The sequence below is a fragment of the Methanobrevibacter boviskoreani JH1 genome (genome assembly GCF_000320505.1).
Classification (GTDB): domain Archaea; phylum Methanobacteriota; class Methanobacteria; order Methanobacteriales; family Methanobacteriaceae; genus Methanarmilla; species Methanarmilla boviskoreani.
In genome coordinates, this window is sequence record NZ_BAGX02000008.1 from 45,974 (window position 1) to 61,532 (window position 15,559).

Here is a 15,559-nt window from a genome sequence, read left to right on the forward strand (position 1 = left end):
ATTTTCCTAAATCAATTTTCTTTGTTGTTAAACTTGTCGAATAATAAGTCAATCATATCCTTTACAGTATACCTTTCAGGATAGATATATTTAACATTGAATTCGTCTAAGGCCTGTGCGGTAATAGGTCCAATGGATACTGTGATTATGTTCTCAGATAATGATTTGGATAGTTGGTCCTTGATATTGTCTTCTGCAACTTTAAATAAATTTCTAACAGTTAAAGGACTTGTAAATGTAATCGCATCAATCTCCTTATTTAATATTTTATTGATTAACCCTTTTATTTTACTTTTATCATGGGGTATGGTGGATCTATAACTTTCAGCAAGAATCACATTGGCTCCACGATTTTTAAGCTCTTCGGGAAGTACTTTCCTTGCGGAATAGGTTCTTGGAATGCCAATTTTTAGTCCTTTAATGTCTATATCATTAAAGCTTTCAAGTAATCCCTCGGCGGTATAATCCTTAGGTATAAGGTCTACTCTGAGACCATATTTTTCCGCAACCTCAGCCGTTTTATGGCCGATAACTGCTGTTTTACAATTGTCATTTAATTTTTCATTAAAATCCGGGTAATATTTATATATTGAATCCAGTGATGAGACTGATGTAAATATTAACCAATCCAAATCATCGATCTCTTCCATAAATTTTTTAAGTGATGGTGAATTTAGAAGTTCTAACTCTAATGTAGGTACTATTAGAGCCTCTCCACCATATGACTCTACTAATTTTTTAGCCTCTTTTGATCTGCTTATAGGACGTGTTAAAGCTACTATTTTCTTATTGCTCATAAAATTCCTCATCTGATTTAATCTTAATTATTAAAATATAATCATAATTCTTTTGTATTGATCTTGAATATTATTTTTATATTAAGGTATAACTCTAGTCTTTTATACTAAACTAATTCTGTATTTCATTAAATTTATTTTTTATTAATTACTTAATCATGGACTTTTTTAATACCTATTATGGATTTCAAGGTTTATTTTATTTTTAAAGAGTTTAATGTACAAAAATGTACAGTAAAGATTTAAATATAACATCATTTAAAATATTTAATGTACTAAAAAATACATTATAGTACTTTTTTTAAAAAAATTAAATTTAAGATTATAAAGTATTAGAAGGAGATACCATGGATTATAAAATCGATTTACCTAGTGATGAAGTAGCAAAAAATTGGTATAATATTAATGCAGATTTGCCTGTGGAATTACCTTCACCTAAAAATAGTGAAGGTAAAGATCAAATCGGCACATTACCTGATATATTTGTAGGTGAGTGTCTTAATCAAGAATTCTCTAAAGAAAGATATATTAAGATACCAAAAGAGGTACGTGAATTATATCAAAGATTAGGAAGACCTACACCATTAACTAGAGCAGTAGGTCTTGAGAGAAAATTGAATACTCCTGCAAAAATCTATTATAAAAGGGAAGATACCTCTCCAACGGGAAGTCACAAATTAAATAGTGCAATTGCACAGGCATATTTTGCAAAAAAGGAGGGCATTGAAAAATTAACTACTGAAACTGGTGCAGGTCAATGGGGAACAGCATTATCTCTTGCAGCTTCATTAATGGGTCTGGAGGCTAATGTTTATATGGTGAGAGTTTCCTATGATCAGAAACCCTTTAGAAAAACTATTATGAGAATGTACGATGGAAATGTATTTGCATCACCAAGTAGTAGAACAGAAGTAGGAAGAAAAATCTTAGATGAAATGCCAGATACTCCGGGGTCTTTAGGAATAGCTATTTCAGAAGCAGTTGAAGAGGCATTGGCTGATGACAAAACTAAATATACCTTGGGCAGTGTATTAAATCATGTAGTATTACATCAAACCGTAATTGGTCAAGAAATTGAAAAACAATTGGAAATCGCTGAGGAAGAACCAGACGTTATGATTGGATGTGTTGGTGGAGGAAGTAACTTTGGTGGAGCTATGTTTCCATTTTTAAGAGAAAAAATTAAGGGAAATACTGATTGTGAATTTTTAGCGGTGGAACCTTCTGCATGTCCTACTTTAACAGAAGGTAGATATGATTATGATTTTGGAGATAATGTTGGTTTTACTCCACTTCTAAAGATGTATACATTAGGGCATGATTTTATTGCACCTGCAGTACATGCTGGTGGACTTAGATATCATGGAATGAACTCTCAGGTCTCATTACTTACACATGAAGGTTATATTACTCCTGTAACTGCTCATCAAACAGATGTTTTTGCTGCAGGAAAATTATTTGCTAAATGTGAAGGTGTAATTCCAGCACCTGAAACTGATCATGCGGTTAAAGTAGCAATTGATGAGGCTAAAAAATGTAAAAAAACTGGTGAGGAGAGGACGATTGTAGTTAATTTCTCCGGTCATGGTTTAATGGATTTCAAAGGTTACGAATCCTATTTGGATGGTACAATGAAAAATAGTTAGTTTATTTATAATTATTTCTTACTTTTTATTTTTTTTTTTATTAAATAAGATATTTATAAGTTCTATTTTAATATTTAAGCATTTTTTATAATTATCTTTGCTATTTTATTATAGGTTTAATCATTTTTTCAATTTTTGAATTGTTTTTGGATTTTTTAGGATATTTGAATAAATCCTTTTTATAAGTTTTTTTTAAATCGGGTTTTGGATTTTTTAAGATATTTTAAATACAAGTTTTTTTTCAATTTTCTAATTGTCCTTTTTAACTTTTTTAATTTATTTTTTATAAAAGAATAATTTTATTTTTTAATTTTTATTATTTTTAGAAATAATATTTTTAAATCATGAAATTAATTTACTCTATATTTTTTTTAATTTAAATGGTTTCATTGAGAATATGGTAATATTAGTTTAAAAACAGTTTTTAAATAGATTTTAAATTGTTGTGGTTTTTTTATTTTTTAATGATTAGCATCTGCTTATATAAAATAATTCATTGTTAAAAACAGATTTTAAATTATTTTTAAGGTTTATAGTTTTTTTATCGATTTTTTAATGGTTAGATTGTGGTTGTATGAAAGAATTCATTGTTAAAAATAGTTTTTTAAGGTTTATGGCTTTCATTTACTTAGGATGGATTAGGTCTTTAGAATCATTATAGAAGTAGTCTTCATTTATTGTTTTAAAAATAGGCATGTTTTATTTGAAAACATGTTAAAATAAAGATATGGAGATTAAAGAAGTTTGGAAGCTAGAAAGCTCCTCCACCTCCACCACCAGATCCCCCTCCAATATCCCCAATATCGTAGGTATTAATGGTGTTTATTCCGGTTGTTATTGCAGATTCTAATGCATTCATTCCACCAAAGTAACTAAACATGAATACATCATTGTTGTAATAATAGCTGTCTGTGATGTTATTGTATGCAATGCTGTTCATTGCTTTTTCAACAGTTTTAGCAACTCCAAGTGCAGTTGCATATATTAAATATTTGTTCCATATTTCAATGGACTCTGGAGGATATTCTTTTATTAATGAGTAGTCATTAAGATATTTCTTAAAGTTTAACCATTTCATTTCAAATTCCTTTCCTTCATTACTCCATCTTCCACCAAATGTTGAGGGTAATAGTAGTCCAATAATACCTGATGCTATTAATGCGATTGAACCTACAAATCCTATAGACTCTAGTTCCACATTTGTTCCAAACAAGAAGTATCCTAATATGATACCGGTTACTAAGATGATTAGGGATAAAATCATTATATAGACTGATCCGGTATCATCAAAGTATTCCCTTTTTATGCTTTCAGGTATATTTCTAGAGATAAAACTGGTTTTCCAGGCTCTGTATACGTTATTGAATCTTTCTGCATTTTCCTCGTTTTTCAAATCATTTTCCATCATTTTAAAGTCGATTACACCATTATACATAAAACCTTTAAGGATGTTTATCGCATGTTTCTGGTAGAATTCTAAATTGGATTGGTCTTTGTCCGTAACTTCTAATCTAATATTGTTACTTTTATTTTCTGTTATATTGTCCCTATTTACAATTTTTAGATAACCGTCATTTATTAGTTCCATTATGCAGGCTTTAAATCCATTGTCATTTAAATCTCCCACATTTTTAAATCTGTCTGGTATCATTGCATTGATAAATGTTGGACTGTCATCTGTAGGAGGTTCCCTTTCATAGATTCCATTATACTCTATTTTAGGTTCCCTACCATATTTTAGGTATATTCCTACAACAGATACAATGTATATGAATTCTAGGATTATGGTAGAAACGCATCCCATATTTGCGATATCGTATTTTGTATTATACTCGGACTGTATCTTTTTAATCTCATCAAGACCATTCTTATTGATTATGTTTCCGTCTGTAGGGTTTGGATTAAATTCACTTCTTGGAATTGCTGCTCTAAGTTCAATGTATTCATCACTTTCCCTATAGTCTGTATGTAATTGTAAGGTGTTTTGGGTCCATTTGCTTGTTCCATCAAAGTTTTTCGGATTGATCCAGTATTCAACTCCATTTCTTGAGGGAACGTTTAGGCATGCTGTAAAATTACTAATGCCCTGGTCCCATTCACCTCCCCAGACCTTATATTGGACTTCGCCAACATCATTATATATTTTAACGGTGTTTTTCATTGTGTAGTTATAGGTCACATTCACCTCACAGTCTGAGATTGCCTGTGTTTTTGCGGGATCCTTATATAGGTTGACGGTAAACTCTTTATAGTTATCTTCATTAGATACAGAAACACTGTTATAGGCTCCATCTGTCGTGACGCTATAATTTGTTAGACCTTCTCCATCTTTAACGGGTATTTCACGATTAACTCCATGAAATGTTCCTTTAAAATCATAGGTATATGTTTCTAAAACCTGCAGGTTACCGTTAGAGTCTACAGTCAGATTAACGATTCCCCGTGTAATGTCGTAGGATCTATCATCATCTGCTGTGATGGTAGGAATCAAAGCTAAAGCAATAGTTAAAATAATCAGTATTCCAACTATCTTCTTATCCATAATATCTCACCTTTTGGATTAAAATCAGTAATTATTCTCTTTTAAAAATAGTAAAAAAAATAAAAATAAGAGTTTTGTTTAGAATTCAACTTTTGGTACCTGTTCTGAGCCGGGTGCTCCTTTAAAGAAATCCGCTTCTTTAAAGTTGAATATATTCGCAAATATGTTACTTGGGAATGTTTCACATTTATTGTTATACATTAATACAGTATCATTATAGAACTGTCTTGCATATGCGATCTTGTCCTCCGTATCTTTAAGTTGGTTCTGTAAATTAATGAAATTCTCATTGGCCTTTAAATCAGGATAGTTTTCTGATACGGCAAATAAAGTTCTTAATGTATCGGTTAACATATTGTTTGCTTCTGCAACCTCTTCCACTCCTTGAGCATGTAAAAGACCAGATCTTGCAGCGGTCACCTTTTCAAATACTTCCTTTTCATGACTTGCATAACCTTTTACAGTTTCTACAAGGTTTGGAATTAAGTCAGCACGCCTGTTAAGTTGGACCTCGATTTGCGCCCAGCTATTTTTCACTTTGTTTCTTGCATTAACAAGACCATTGTAGATTAGAATTATTCCAATAATCAGGATTACAACTATAACAAGAATAATAATCATAAGAATATCCATAATATTATCCTCCATACTATTATTTATTTTTAAGTATTTCATAATTTATTTAATTTTTGTTTAACTTTTTTAAAAATCACAATGCTTAATTGTTAAAAGCAGATCCTCCAATAATCAATATATTAAATATATAATATTGTCTGCATAAATAAAACTTAGTTGTTAAAAACAGGTTTTTCAGTATTCAATATTTAAAATGTATAATATTGTTTGTATAAATAAGGCTTAATTGTTTAAAACAGGTTTTCAGTATTTAAAATATAATATTATAAAAAATAATAAAATAACTTAGGTTAAAGTTTATTTCTCATATCAAAGATTCTATTGGCTACTGGCAGTACAACATATTTGCCGATACCGTTTATAATGTTAAATCCAGGATATTCAAACTCGGATTTGACCTTTTTAAGTTCCTCCGGAATGTTAAGATGTTGGGTACATAACCTTACACATTTATTACATTGACTACATTTTCCAGCATTCTGGGAATTGCCGTCAAGCGCACCGCCTAACTGTGTGAGATATTGTGTTCTTGCTTTAAGATCTTTTTTATTGAATAGGAATTTTTCATTATATAGATCGAAACATTTGGGGATGTTTACTCCTTCTGGACAAGGCATGCAGTAACCACAGGTTGCACAGTTGATTTTAAGGGATTTCTTCATCATGTTTCTTGCATGCTTAATTGTTTTAAGCTCCTCATCACTTAACGAATTAGGTTTCACTTCCTTTGCAATCCTTATGTTTTCCCTTAACTGTTCTATATCTGTCATTCCGGATAGAACGCATGTAATCTCCGGATGGTTTAATACCCAGGATAAAGCCCATTCCGCATTGGTTTTTTTAGGGTTGACTTTTCTGAATTCCTCTTCAACTTTCTCCGGCATATCTCCTGCAAGGATCCCTCCTTTTAAAGGTTCCATTACAAATATTCCCATCTTTTTAGAGTGTGCATATTCAATGCAATCCATATCCATCTGAATGCCAGCATCATAATAGTTGAATTGTATTAGACACATGTCCCAATCATACATATCAACTACTTTCTTAAAGTCCTTGATCTCTCCATGGTATGAAAAGCCTGCGTTTCTTATTTTACCTTCCTTTTTTGCTTTATCCAAGAATTCAAATACCTCGATATCTGAGAGTCTTTCCATAATTTTTAGGTTAACATTATGAAGGAAGTAATAGTCAATGTAATCCATACCTAAAGTTTTTAATTGTTTGTTGAGGTAAGGTTCCATTTCCTCCCTTCTTTTAATATTGAATGCAGGTATCTTTGTGGATATTTTCACTTTTTCCCTGTAACCGTCTTTTAGGGCATCTGCAATGAGCTTTTCATTGTTTCCATTGGAGTAAACATATGCGGTATCAATAAAATTTATACCATTGTTGATTCCAATTCTTAATAATCGTCTAGATTCCCCATATTCCCTTCCGTTTAATGAAAGTCTCATAGCTCCAAACCCAAGAGGTGAAATACTATCTCCATTCTTCTCAATCACTCTATTTTCCATATTATCATTTTTTGATTTTAATTATTAATCATTATTATCTTTTTTATTTTTTGTATAAATACTTTCTAATTATCTGATATTTTTTTATATAATCCTATAGGATTTCCAATAGATGTTCTTAGAATATATTGATTTTTATGATTTTTCTATTGACTTTTTAAACATTAAGTATCCTCTTTATAAAACTTAAATATTATAAGATAAATACCATTTATTGTTATATTTTTAGGAAGTAAGGTAGAGATCATATTTATTTTTAATAGGTGTAGAAAATCATGAAAGTATTATTTTTGAATTTACCATATGAATTCAATATTAGTAGGGCAAGTCGTTGGCCAGAGAAGACAAAATCAGGTACTTTATATTATCCCTATTGGCTTGCTTACTGTGTTGGAGTATGTGAGGATTATGGAATTGACGTTAAATTAGTTGATTGTATTACGAAAAACTTTACATTAGAGGATACCTTAAATGAAATATCCTCATACAATCCAGATTATATTATGTGTGAGACAACTACACCTACATGTAGCTATGATTATAACACCCTAAACAGGATTAAAGACAGTTTTCCCAATATTAAAATTATCTGTGGTGGAACACATCCTACAATTCTGCCGGAGGATGTTCTAAACAAATGCTACGGGGTAGATATTGTCGTTCGTCAGGAATACGATTTTACCGTACCTGAGATTGTAAAGGCAGGTGGGGATTCAATTGTAGACTACGGTCAACTTAAAGATATTGAGGGAATCTCCTATAGGGATGAGGACGGTAAGATTGTCCATAACATTGACAGACCTTTAGTTGATTTGGATAAGCTTCCTTGGGTATCTAAGGTCTATCAGGAATTCCTGGATTGTAACGATTATGCATATGCATTTGCACAGAAACCTATGATACAGATTGTATCAAGTAGAGGCTGCCCAAATAAATGTAACTTCTGTTCCTATCCATCAACAATGGGTGGAAGATTGTATCGTTTAAGATCCGTTAAAGATCTGGTGGATGAAATCGAGTATATCCTAACTGACATGCCTGAAATCAAGGAAATATTTATTGAGGATGATACTTTCACAGTAAACAAGAAACGTGTAATGGAAGTATGTGATGAGATTATAGAAAGGGGTCTTAAACCAATATGGTCTTGCAATACAAGGGTGGATCTTGACTATGAAACGATGGCCAAAATGAAGGGGGCAGGCTGTAGGTTACTTGTATGCGGTTATGAATCAGGTAACCAGGAAGTGCTTGATAAGACTAAAAAAGGAATTACTCTTGAACAGTCACGTAACTTTGCCAGATATGCTCGTGATTTGGATATTAAAGTATTCGGATGCTTTATGATTGGTCTTACAGGGGATAATCTTGAAACCATTAATCAAACCTATGAATTTGCAAAGGAGGTTTATCCTGACATGTGTTTCTTCCAGCAGGCGGTGCCTTTCCCAGGTACGGAATTCTATAATTGGGCACGGGACAATGATTATCTCATAACCGAGGACTATTCCCATTGGTTGAATGATGAGGGCTATCTTAATTGTTTGGTTGACTATCCCTATGCAAGTCATGAGGAGATTGAAAAAATTAGGGATAACCTGATGAGCAAATATTATTTCTCATTTACATATATTGTTAAAACATTTCTTGCAAATCTCACATGGGAAGAATTTAAACGTAATGTACGTGGTGGAACTCAATATATATCATTTAGAATTAAGAAATTCTTCCATAAATCAAGTGAGGAACAATAATTCCTCATTATTAGCTATTTTTTTTAAATTAAATTTATTTTAAGTATTATCTTTTCTTTTATGTATAAAATTGAAAAGTTTATTTTTTTAAATTAGGAAAACTATAAACCTTTCATATAAAGATATGTTGTTTAAAATAATAGAAATTGGATTTTTTTTAAGTTATTAAGGTAAAAAGTTTATCTTTAAAAATAGGAAATGTTGGAAATTATTTTTTTAATATAAATATTTTTTTTACTAAATTAAATTATGAATTTTATGTAAAAAACATTATTGGAAAAATAGAAGTTTTTAACTATAGAAATTACTTTTAAAATAAGAAAAATAGAAGTTTTTTAAATTGAAAAACTTTAAAACTTTTAAATGCTGTTTATTCTTTCTTATTGTTCTTATCAATAATACTGTTTAATTTATAGATATTGTCATTCAGCTCCTCTACTTTTTGAGCTGTTTTGAAACTAAAGTATAGAAGTATAGCTAAAGCGGCTGAGAATATCAAATCAAGACCACGTCTAAAACCTATGTAATTACTCATGAATGTTGTAAAATCACCTAAAAATGATACAACAATCATTAGAATAAAGAATATGTCCCACAACACTATTAGTCCCAAGTGGATTTCATGATTTTTATATTTTCTATGGGCATAGTATATTGCAATAATTCCAATTATTATTGCTGCAGGCTGGTACAGATGAAAAGGTAGGTTTAGTCCAAAAATAATATCCCTCTTATTATTTATTCTTTAGCTTTTAGGTAATCTAAATCCTTAAACACATCAATGACATTTCCAATTATTAAAATCGCAGGTGTATTTATATTTTTGTCTGCAATATTGTCAAGTGTTCCAAATATTACCCTTTCATTGGGAAGTGTTCCGCTTTCTATGACACATGTAGGTGTTTTACCGTCACGATATTTCATGATTTCCTGTGTATTTTCTTTAATGTTTCCGATTCCCATTAGGATGATTAAGGTATCTGCTGTAAAATCCCATTTGACCTGTTTGTCTGGTTTTGTTGGGTCTTCATGACCAGTAACAACTGTAAATGACGTTGCAACTGCCCTGTGTGTTATTGGTAATCCAAGTGATGTAGGTGCACCTACTGCTGAGGTAACCCCTGGAATAACTTCAAAATCAATTCCAGCTTTTGCAAGTTCGAGGATTTCCTCTCCCCCACGTCCGAACACAAAAGGATCTCCACCTTTAAGACGTACCACAACGGGGTCCTTACCTTCCTTGTTATTGGATCTGTCCTGAGCCTCCTTAACGATAAGCTCGTTGATCTCATCCTGTTTTTTATAGTGGGAACCTGCTTTTTTACCTACATATATTTTCTTAGCAGTATCCGGAGCATAATTTAATATTTCATCATTTGATAAATAGTCATATAAAACTACATCAGCTTTTTTAAGTATTTTTACAGCTTTTACGGTTATTAAATCTGCATCTCCAGGTCCTGCACCTACTAAATACACTACCATTTTATCACATTTTTTTCTTTAAATAGTTGGAATTTTATTTTTTTTATTGTCCTTTATCTTTTTAAGGATCAGCTATTGTCAATCATACCTTTAAATACTTTAAGTCCGTCGTCTGAACCTAAAATTTTCTCGCATGCCCTTTCAGGGTGAGGCATCATTGCACAGACAAGTCCAGATTCATCACATACGCCTGTGATTTTTTCAATGGATCCGTTTGGATTTTCATCATTAAACTGGAACAATATTTGGTCCTGATCATGTAAAAGCTCAACATCCTCTGTATAGAATCTTCCTTCTGCATGGGCTATTGGTATTTGAACCACCTCATCCTTCTTGTAGTATGATGTAAACGGACTGCGTGTGGTCTTGACCTTAAGCTCTATTGACTGACAATTAAATTTGGGATATTCGTTTGTGATGAAAACCCCTGGAACAAGTCCTATTTCTCCTAGGATTTGGGCACCATTACATATTCCAAGTACTGGTTTTTCCTCTTTAACCAATGCTTTTACTCCGTCAATTACAGGTGTGATTGAAGCTATTGCTCCTGCACGTAAGTAATCTCCATATGAAAATCCCCCTGGAATGACAATACCGTCATAGTCAGTTAGATCCTCATCCTTCCACCAAACGTAATCGGCCTCTGCACCAGCAAGTTCCAATGCATGATGAACATCCCTATCACAGTTTGTTCCTGGAAATCTTATTACTCCTATTCTCATGTTATCCCCCGTATCTATTCTTTAAGTCCGCAGTCTACACTTTCCGGGAAAACAAGGATTTTGTAATTATGAATTACAGGGTTACAGAGTAATCTTTGACACATATCGTCCACTTCGGATTTTACCTCCTCAGTGTTTTCCCCTTCCATCTGGAAAGTAATGATGCTTTTGGTTTTGGTGTCTGATACATTATAACCAAGTAGGGAAAGTGAGTTTTCAATAGTTTTTGCCTCGGGATTCAACATTCCTTCTTTAAGATATATTGTTACTTCTATATCATATTTCATTTAAATCACTCATAATATATTTTTATTGGGATAATCTAGAATTACAAATTTTATATTAAATAGTTTAACTAACAACAAGTCTATAAATTCCATTTAGCTTTGTCATCATCAGTAATTAATCTATTGAAGACCTCTTCATAAGCGCTCATGACTTTATCGTCTTGGCCTTTTCTGAATAATTCTTTATCTAACATGTCCATAGTATCTGCGTCCCATAATCTACAACTATCTGGACTAATCTCATCACCAAGAACGATTTTACCTTCGGAATCTTTACCAAATTCAATTTTAAAGTCAACTAAGATAATGCCAACTTTTTTAAACATGTCCTTCATTATGTCATTGATTTTAAGTGCAGTTTCCTTAATGAAATCAAGTTCCTCTTGAGTTGCAAGACCAAGTGCTTTGGAAATGGAATCATTTATGGCAGGATCATGGAATTCGTCACTTTTATAATCGGTTTGTACAATAGGTGGGTTTAGTGGAGTCTTATCCTCAAAAGGAAATGTCCTGACTAAACTTCCAGTTGCTATATTACGTACAATGACTTCAAGAGGAATCATGTCAAGTTTTTTAACAACTAAGGTCTTAGGTTTTTGAAGCTCTATTAATTGGGTATCAATGCCATTGTCGGCAAGCACTTCAAAGATTTTAGCGGTAATTATTGAATTGTAATAACCCTTTTTATCCATGGTCTCTTTTCTTGCACCGTCACCAGCAGTCATATCGTCACGGAATTCAACAATAACTTTATCAGCTTCATTAGTTTCATAAACGCTTTTAGCCTTTCCTTCATACATTAGTTCAGTCTTTTCAATCATTTTAATCCTCTAATAATTTGAAAATATTTAAAGAAAATTATTAATTTTAAATAAATATACAATATTCTTATTTATGATTTTATTATTAATTATATATTTTGTTATTGACCATCAATAATCTTTTATGAAAACTAATTTCTACATTAAATAAAATTAGATTAATTTTTATATGAGATAAAATTAGATTATAATATGACTAGAAATTATAGGTGGTAACATGAAAACCAAGATTGAAAATGGATTTAGGTTAACAATTCCTTTAAAATATAGGGAAGAATTAGGTATTAAACAAGACAATTTTGTTATATGGAATGTTAAAGATGGTAAACTAGAATTAGAGTTTATTGATGATGATACTATAGATATGCACAGTATAATTAGAAATCAACCTTGGGATGCATCTAAAGAAGAAAATTAATAATTTCAAATTAATTTTAAACATTTTTTCATTGTTTTATATATTATTTTTTTGTTAATCTCATTTTATTAATTAAATATGGAAATTATCTAATTTTAGTAAATATGATTTTTAAATTAACATTTTAAAGGTTTTAGATACTTTTAACATAAGGGTCTTTAAACTTTTAGTGTTGTTAAAGATTCAACGATAAAAGACTATTTTTTTTTTAATCTCAACTTAAAAGCAATATTTAATTAAAGTATAAGTTTAAAACAATTCGCCTATATAAAATACGGGTATTTTTAATAAAATCTTTTTTATTTTCAGATATACTTAATATTTAAATAGTATTACAACTTAATTATTACAAAATAAGAAATTTTTTTAAAAAGATTAGGTTTAAATTTTAATATATAAATTATAAACAACAAATATAACAGTAAGTACATTTGGAATCTTAAAAGATAAAAATCAATCTTATAGATAACTGTGGAATTAAATTAAATTTAAATTAAATGAATGTATATGGATTGATTTTTTTAAGAGTTTCTTAGATAAAATGGAAATTTTTAAATTTAGATTTATTAATAGGATTTATTTACAATATAAATTCATGATGGAAACTTTATGATTATTTATTTAATGGAGTTATAGATTATGTGTGGTATAGTAGGTTGTGTTTTAAGAGATAAAAAAGCAGCACCAATTTTACTAGATTGTATATCTAAACTTGAATACAGGGGATATGATTCAGTAGGTATTGCTACAGAAGACAATAAAATTTATGTTAAAAAGGATAAGGGTAAAATTATTGATGTTAACACTAATCTTGATTTAGGAGATATGGAAGGTCAATGTGGTATTGCACATGTACGTTGGGCAACCCATGGAGATCCAAACCGTGTAAATGCTCATCCACATACTGATGAGGACGGTACAATAGCAGTTGTACATAATGGAATCATTGAGAATTATGCTGAGCTTAAGGAAGAGTTAATCAAGGAAGGCCATACTTTCAAATCAGATACCGATACTGAGGTAATTCCTCATCTGCTTAGAAAATTCATGGATGAAGGTTCAAACCTTGAAGAAGCCATGGTAAAAACTATTGATAAAATGGTTGGGGCTTATGCTATTGCGGCTATTTCAATTGATGAACCAAATAAGGTAGTTGCAACCAGAAAGGACAGTCCATTAATTGTAGGTGTAGGTAAAAACGAATTCTTTGTTGCAAGTGATTCCCCAGCTATTTTAAAATATACCAATAATATCATTTATCCTGTAGAAGGGGAAATTGTTACCTTAACGATGGATGGAGTAACAGTTAAGGATACCGAGGGGAACATTTTAGATAAGGAAATCGAGACTATTAACTGGACTCCTGAAATGGCTGAAAAAGAGGGTTATGATTACTTCATGATTAAGGAAATCAATGAGGAGAGTTCAGCCGTTAAAAATACCTTGACAGAAAAGGACAATATTAAGACCATTGTAGATGAGATCAAGGATGATATAAATAGAATTGTGTTTGTTGCCTGTGGAACATCCTACCATGCCTCCCTTACCGGTAAATACTTAATCGAAACCCTTGCGAATATACCGACTGATGTGATTCTTGCATCAGAGTTTAAGTATTCTGCAAACACTTTAAATGAGAACACTCTGGTTGTATTTATTTCACAGTCAGGTGAAACTGCAGATACATTAAAGGCTTTGGATATTGCCAATAAAACAAGTAAAACATTGGCCATTGTAAATGTTGCAGGTTCATCTGCTACACGTAGAGCTCAATATGTGATTCAAACACAGGCAGGTCCTGAGATAGGTGTGGCCGCTACTAAAACTTATATATCCCAGTTAATCTCAATATATTTATTTGCAGGACTTTTGGCAGAAAACGATGAACTTCTAGAAAAACTGGAAATGGTTCCAAAATATATTGATGAGGTACTGGAGGATGCGGAGTCTTTAGAAGAAATGTCCAAGAAATACAAATATGCTGATGATTTCTTCTATATTGGAAGGGGATTTGCTTATCCAACAGCTCTTGAAGGTGCACTTAAACTTAAAGAGATTACCTATATCCATGGTGAAGGTTATGCTGCAGGTGAACTTAAACATGGGCCTCTGGCATTAATTGATGAGGGTATTCCTGTAGTTGTAATTTTACCGCCTGGTGATAACTACAGAAAAACCATGAGCAATCTTGAAGAGGTCAAATCAAGAGGTGCAGATGTTATAGCTATTGGTGCCAAAGGTGATGACTCACTTTCAAACAAGGCAGACGATGTTTTCCTAATTGATAGCGATGTTGAGGATATCATAGCCCCACTTGTATATGTAATTCCACTTCAACTAATCTCATATTACATAGCATTGGAAAGGGGCTCAGATCCTGATAAACCTAAGAACCTAGCTAAATGTGTGACTGTGGAATAGACATGTTTTTTTTTAGCTAAACGTGTAGTTGTAAAATCAATATTTTTCTTTAATACATTTTTAATGTATTAATCTTTACTATCTTTTTTTATCAATATTCTATTCTATGAATATCTGGCTTTTTTTAATTATAACCTTTATAAAATTTTTATTGGTTAATTTGATCTTTATCTGATTAAAATAGGTTGAATAATAAATAAATATATTTCTTAATCCTTTAGAATTATTAAATTAATTATCTATTCTATTTTATTCTGTTTTGATTGAATTTAAATAATTTTTTCAATTTTTATAAAATTTCAACTATTTTATTTTCTATTTCAGTAAATTATTTATAAGATTTTCAACTAATTTAATATATGTTTTTTAAATAATCTTGAAAAAATGTATTTCTATATTGAAAATGTTAATTGTATAATTATTTTTAAATTCAATGACTTTTTGTATAACTGTCATTCAATGGTTTGAAAAATTTATAATATAATTTCAATTAAATAGTTTAATATTTTGTTGGAG

13 protein-coding genes are annotated in these 15,559 nt (G+C 30.9%); 4 read left to right on the plus strand and 9 right to left on the minus strand.

The features are described 5' to 3' along the window. Positions 1-11: 11 nt before the first annotated feature. Complete coding sequence (locus tag ON24_RS01395) at positions 12-797, minus strand: uroporphyrinogen-III synthase (protein WP_040681671.1); 786 nt, start codon at positions 795-797, stop codon at positions 12-14. Between the two features lie 347 nt (positions 798-1,144). Here ON24_RS01395 and ON24_RS01400 point away from each other — a divergent pair, with 347 nt between their 5' ends. After that, positions 1,145-2,443 (plus strand): TrpB-like pyridoxal phosphate-dependent enzyme, encoded by a 1,299-nt coding sequence (locus ON24_RS01400; RefSeq protein ID WP_040681672.1) that lies wholly within the window; start codon positions 1,145-1,147, stop codon positions 2,441-2,443. Positions 2,444-3,194: 751 nt separating this feature from the next. Here ON24_RS01400 and ON24_RS01405 read toward each other — a convergent pair. The 3 genes from ON24_RS01405 to ON24_RS01415 form a co-directional block, all read right to left on the minus strand. Further along, positions 3,195-4,985, minus strand: a complete 1,791-nt coding sequence (locus ON24_RS01405) for a DUF2207 domain-containing protein (RefSeq protein WP_040681673.1) — start codon at positions 4,983-4,985, stop codon at positions 3,195-3,197. A gap of 78 nt (positions 4,986-5,063) precedes the next feature. Continuing rightward, complete coding sequence (locus ON24_RS01410; protein WP_040681674.1) at positions 5,064-5,618, minus strand: LemA family protein; 555 nt, start codon at positions 5,616-5,618, stop codon at positions 5,064-5,066. Positions 5,619-5,911: 293 nt separating this feature from the next. Next, positions 5,912-7,135 (minus strand): aldo/keto reductase, encoded by a 1,224-nt coding sequence (locus tag ON24_RS01415; RefSeq protein WP_040681675.1) that lies wholly within the window; start codon positions 7,133-7,135, stop codon positions 5,912-5,914. Positions 7,136-7,410: 275 nt separating this feature from the next. Between ON24_RS01415 and ON24_RS01420 the strand changes: the two genes are divergently transcribed. After that, complete coding sequence (locus ON24_RS01420; protein ID WP_040681676.1) at positions 7,411-8,889, plus strand: B12-binding domain-containing radical SAM protein; 1,479 nt, start codon at positions 7,411-7,413, stop codon at positions 8,887-8,889. Between the two features lie 370 nt (positions 8,890-9,259). Here the strand turns inward: ON24_RS01420 and ON24_RS09080 are convergent, their stop codons facing one another. From ON24_RS09080 to purC, 5 genes are all read right to left on the minus strand, one after another. After that, positions 9,260-9,631, minus strand: coding sequence for a DUF2304 domain-containing protein (locus ON24_RS09080; protein WP_081585219.1), 372 nt, complete (start codon positions 9,629-9,631; stop codon positions 9,260-9,262). After that, the gene (gene cobA / locus ON24_RS01425; RefSeq protein WP_040681677.1) at positions 9,628-10,374 is read right to left on the minus strand and encodes a uroporphyrinogen-III C-methyltransferase; all 747 of its coding nucleotides are present in this window, start codon (positions 10,372-10,374) and stop codon (positions 9,628-9,630) included. Before cobA ends, ON24_RS09080 begins: the two co-directional genes overlap by 4 nt. A 68-nt stretch (positions 10,375-10,442) precedes the next feature. Further along, complete coding sequence (gene purQ, locus ON24_RS01430; RefSeq protein ID WP_040681678.1) at positions 10,443-11,096, minus strand: phosphoribosylformylglycinamidine synthase subunit PurQ; 654 nt, start codon at positions 11,094-11,096, stop codon at positions 10,443-10,445. A gap of 14 nt (positions 11,097-11,110) precedes the next feature. Continuing rightward, entirely contained in the window at positions 11,111-11,383 is a 273-nt protein-coding gene (gene purS / locus ON24_RS01435; RefSeq protein WP_016358708.1) for a phosphoribosylformylglycinamidine synthase subunit PurS, read from the minus strand. Between the two features lie 80 nt (positions 11,384-11,463). Continuing rightward, on the minus strand, positions 11,464-12,201 hold the full coding sequence (gene purC, locus ON24_RS01440) for a phosphoribosylaminoimidazolesuccinocarboxamide synthase (protein ID WP_076621395.1): 738 nt from the start codon (positions 12,199-12,201) through the stop codon (positions 11,464-11,466). 220 nt (positions 12,202-12,421) lie between these two features. On the opposite strand from purC, the gene ON24_RS01445 reads away from it, so the two are divergent. Then, positions 12,422-12,622, plus strand: coding sequence for a division/cell wall cluster transcriptional repressor MraZ (locus tag ON24_RS01445; RefSeq protein ID WP_040681680.1), 201 nt, complete (start codon positions 12,422-12,424; stop codon positions 12,620-12,622). 639 nt (positions 12,623-13,261) lie between these two features. After that, positions 13,262-15,043 (plus strand): glutamine--fructose-6-phosphate transaminase (isomerizing), encoded by a 1,782-nt coding sequence (gene glmS, locus ON24_RS01450; RefSeq protein ID WP_040681681.1) that lies wholly within the window; start codon positions 13,262-13,264, stop codon positions 15,041-15,043. The last annotated feature ends 516 nt before the right edge of the window (positions 15,044-15,559 follow it).

Coding starts and splice junctions, on each gene's coding strand:
- ON24_RS01395 (WP_040681671.1), bottom strand. CDS start 797: ATGAGCAATAAGAAAATAGTAGCTTTAACACGTCCTATAAGCAGATCA.
- ON24_RS01400 (WP_040681672.1), top strand. CDS start 1,145: ATGGATTATAAAATCGATTTACCTAGTGATGAAGTAGCAAAAAATTGG.
- ON24_RS01405 (WP_040681673.1), bottom strand. CDS start 4,985: ATGGATAAGAAGATAGTTGGAATACTGATTATTTTAACTATTGCTTTA.
- ON24_RS01410 (WP_040681674.1), bottom strand. CDS start 5,618: ATGGATATTCTTATGATTATTATTCTTGTTATAGTTGTAATCCTGATT.
- ON24_RS01415 (WP_040681675.1), bottom strand. CDS start 7,135: ATGGAAAATAGAGTGATTGAGAAGAATGGAGATAGTATTTCACCTCTT.
- ON24_RS01420 (WP_040681676.1), top strand. CDS start 7,411: ATGAAAGTATTATTTTTGAATTTACCATATGAATTCAATATTAGTAGG.
- cobA (WP_040681677.1), bottom strand. CDS start 10,374: ATGGTAGTGTATTTAGTAGGTGCAGGACCTGGAGATGCAGATTTAATA.
- purQ (WP_040681678.1), bottom strand. CDS start 11,096: ATGAGAATAGGAGTAATAAGATTTCCAGGAACAAACTGTGATAGGGAT.
- purS (WP_016358708.1), bottom strand. CDS start 11,383: ATGAAATATGATATAGAAGTAACAATATATCTTAAAGAAGGAATGTTG.
- ON24_RS01445 (WP_040681680.1), top strand. CDS start 12,422: ATGAAAACCAAGATTGAAAATGGATTTAGGTTAACAATTCCTTTAAAA.
- glmS (WP_040681681.1), top strand. CDS start 13,262: ATGTGTGGTATAGTAGGTTGTGTTTTAAGAGATAAAAAAGCAGCACCA.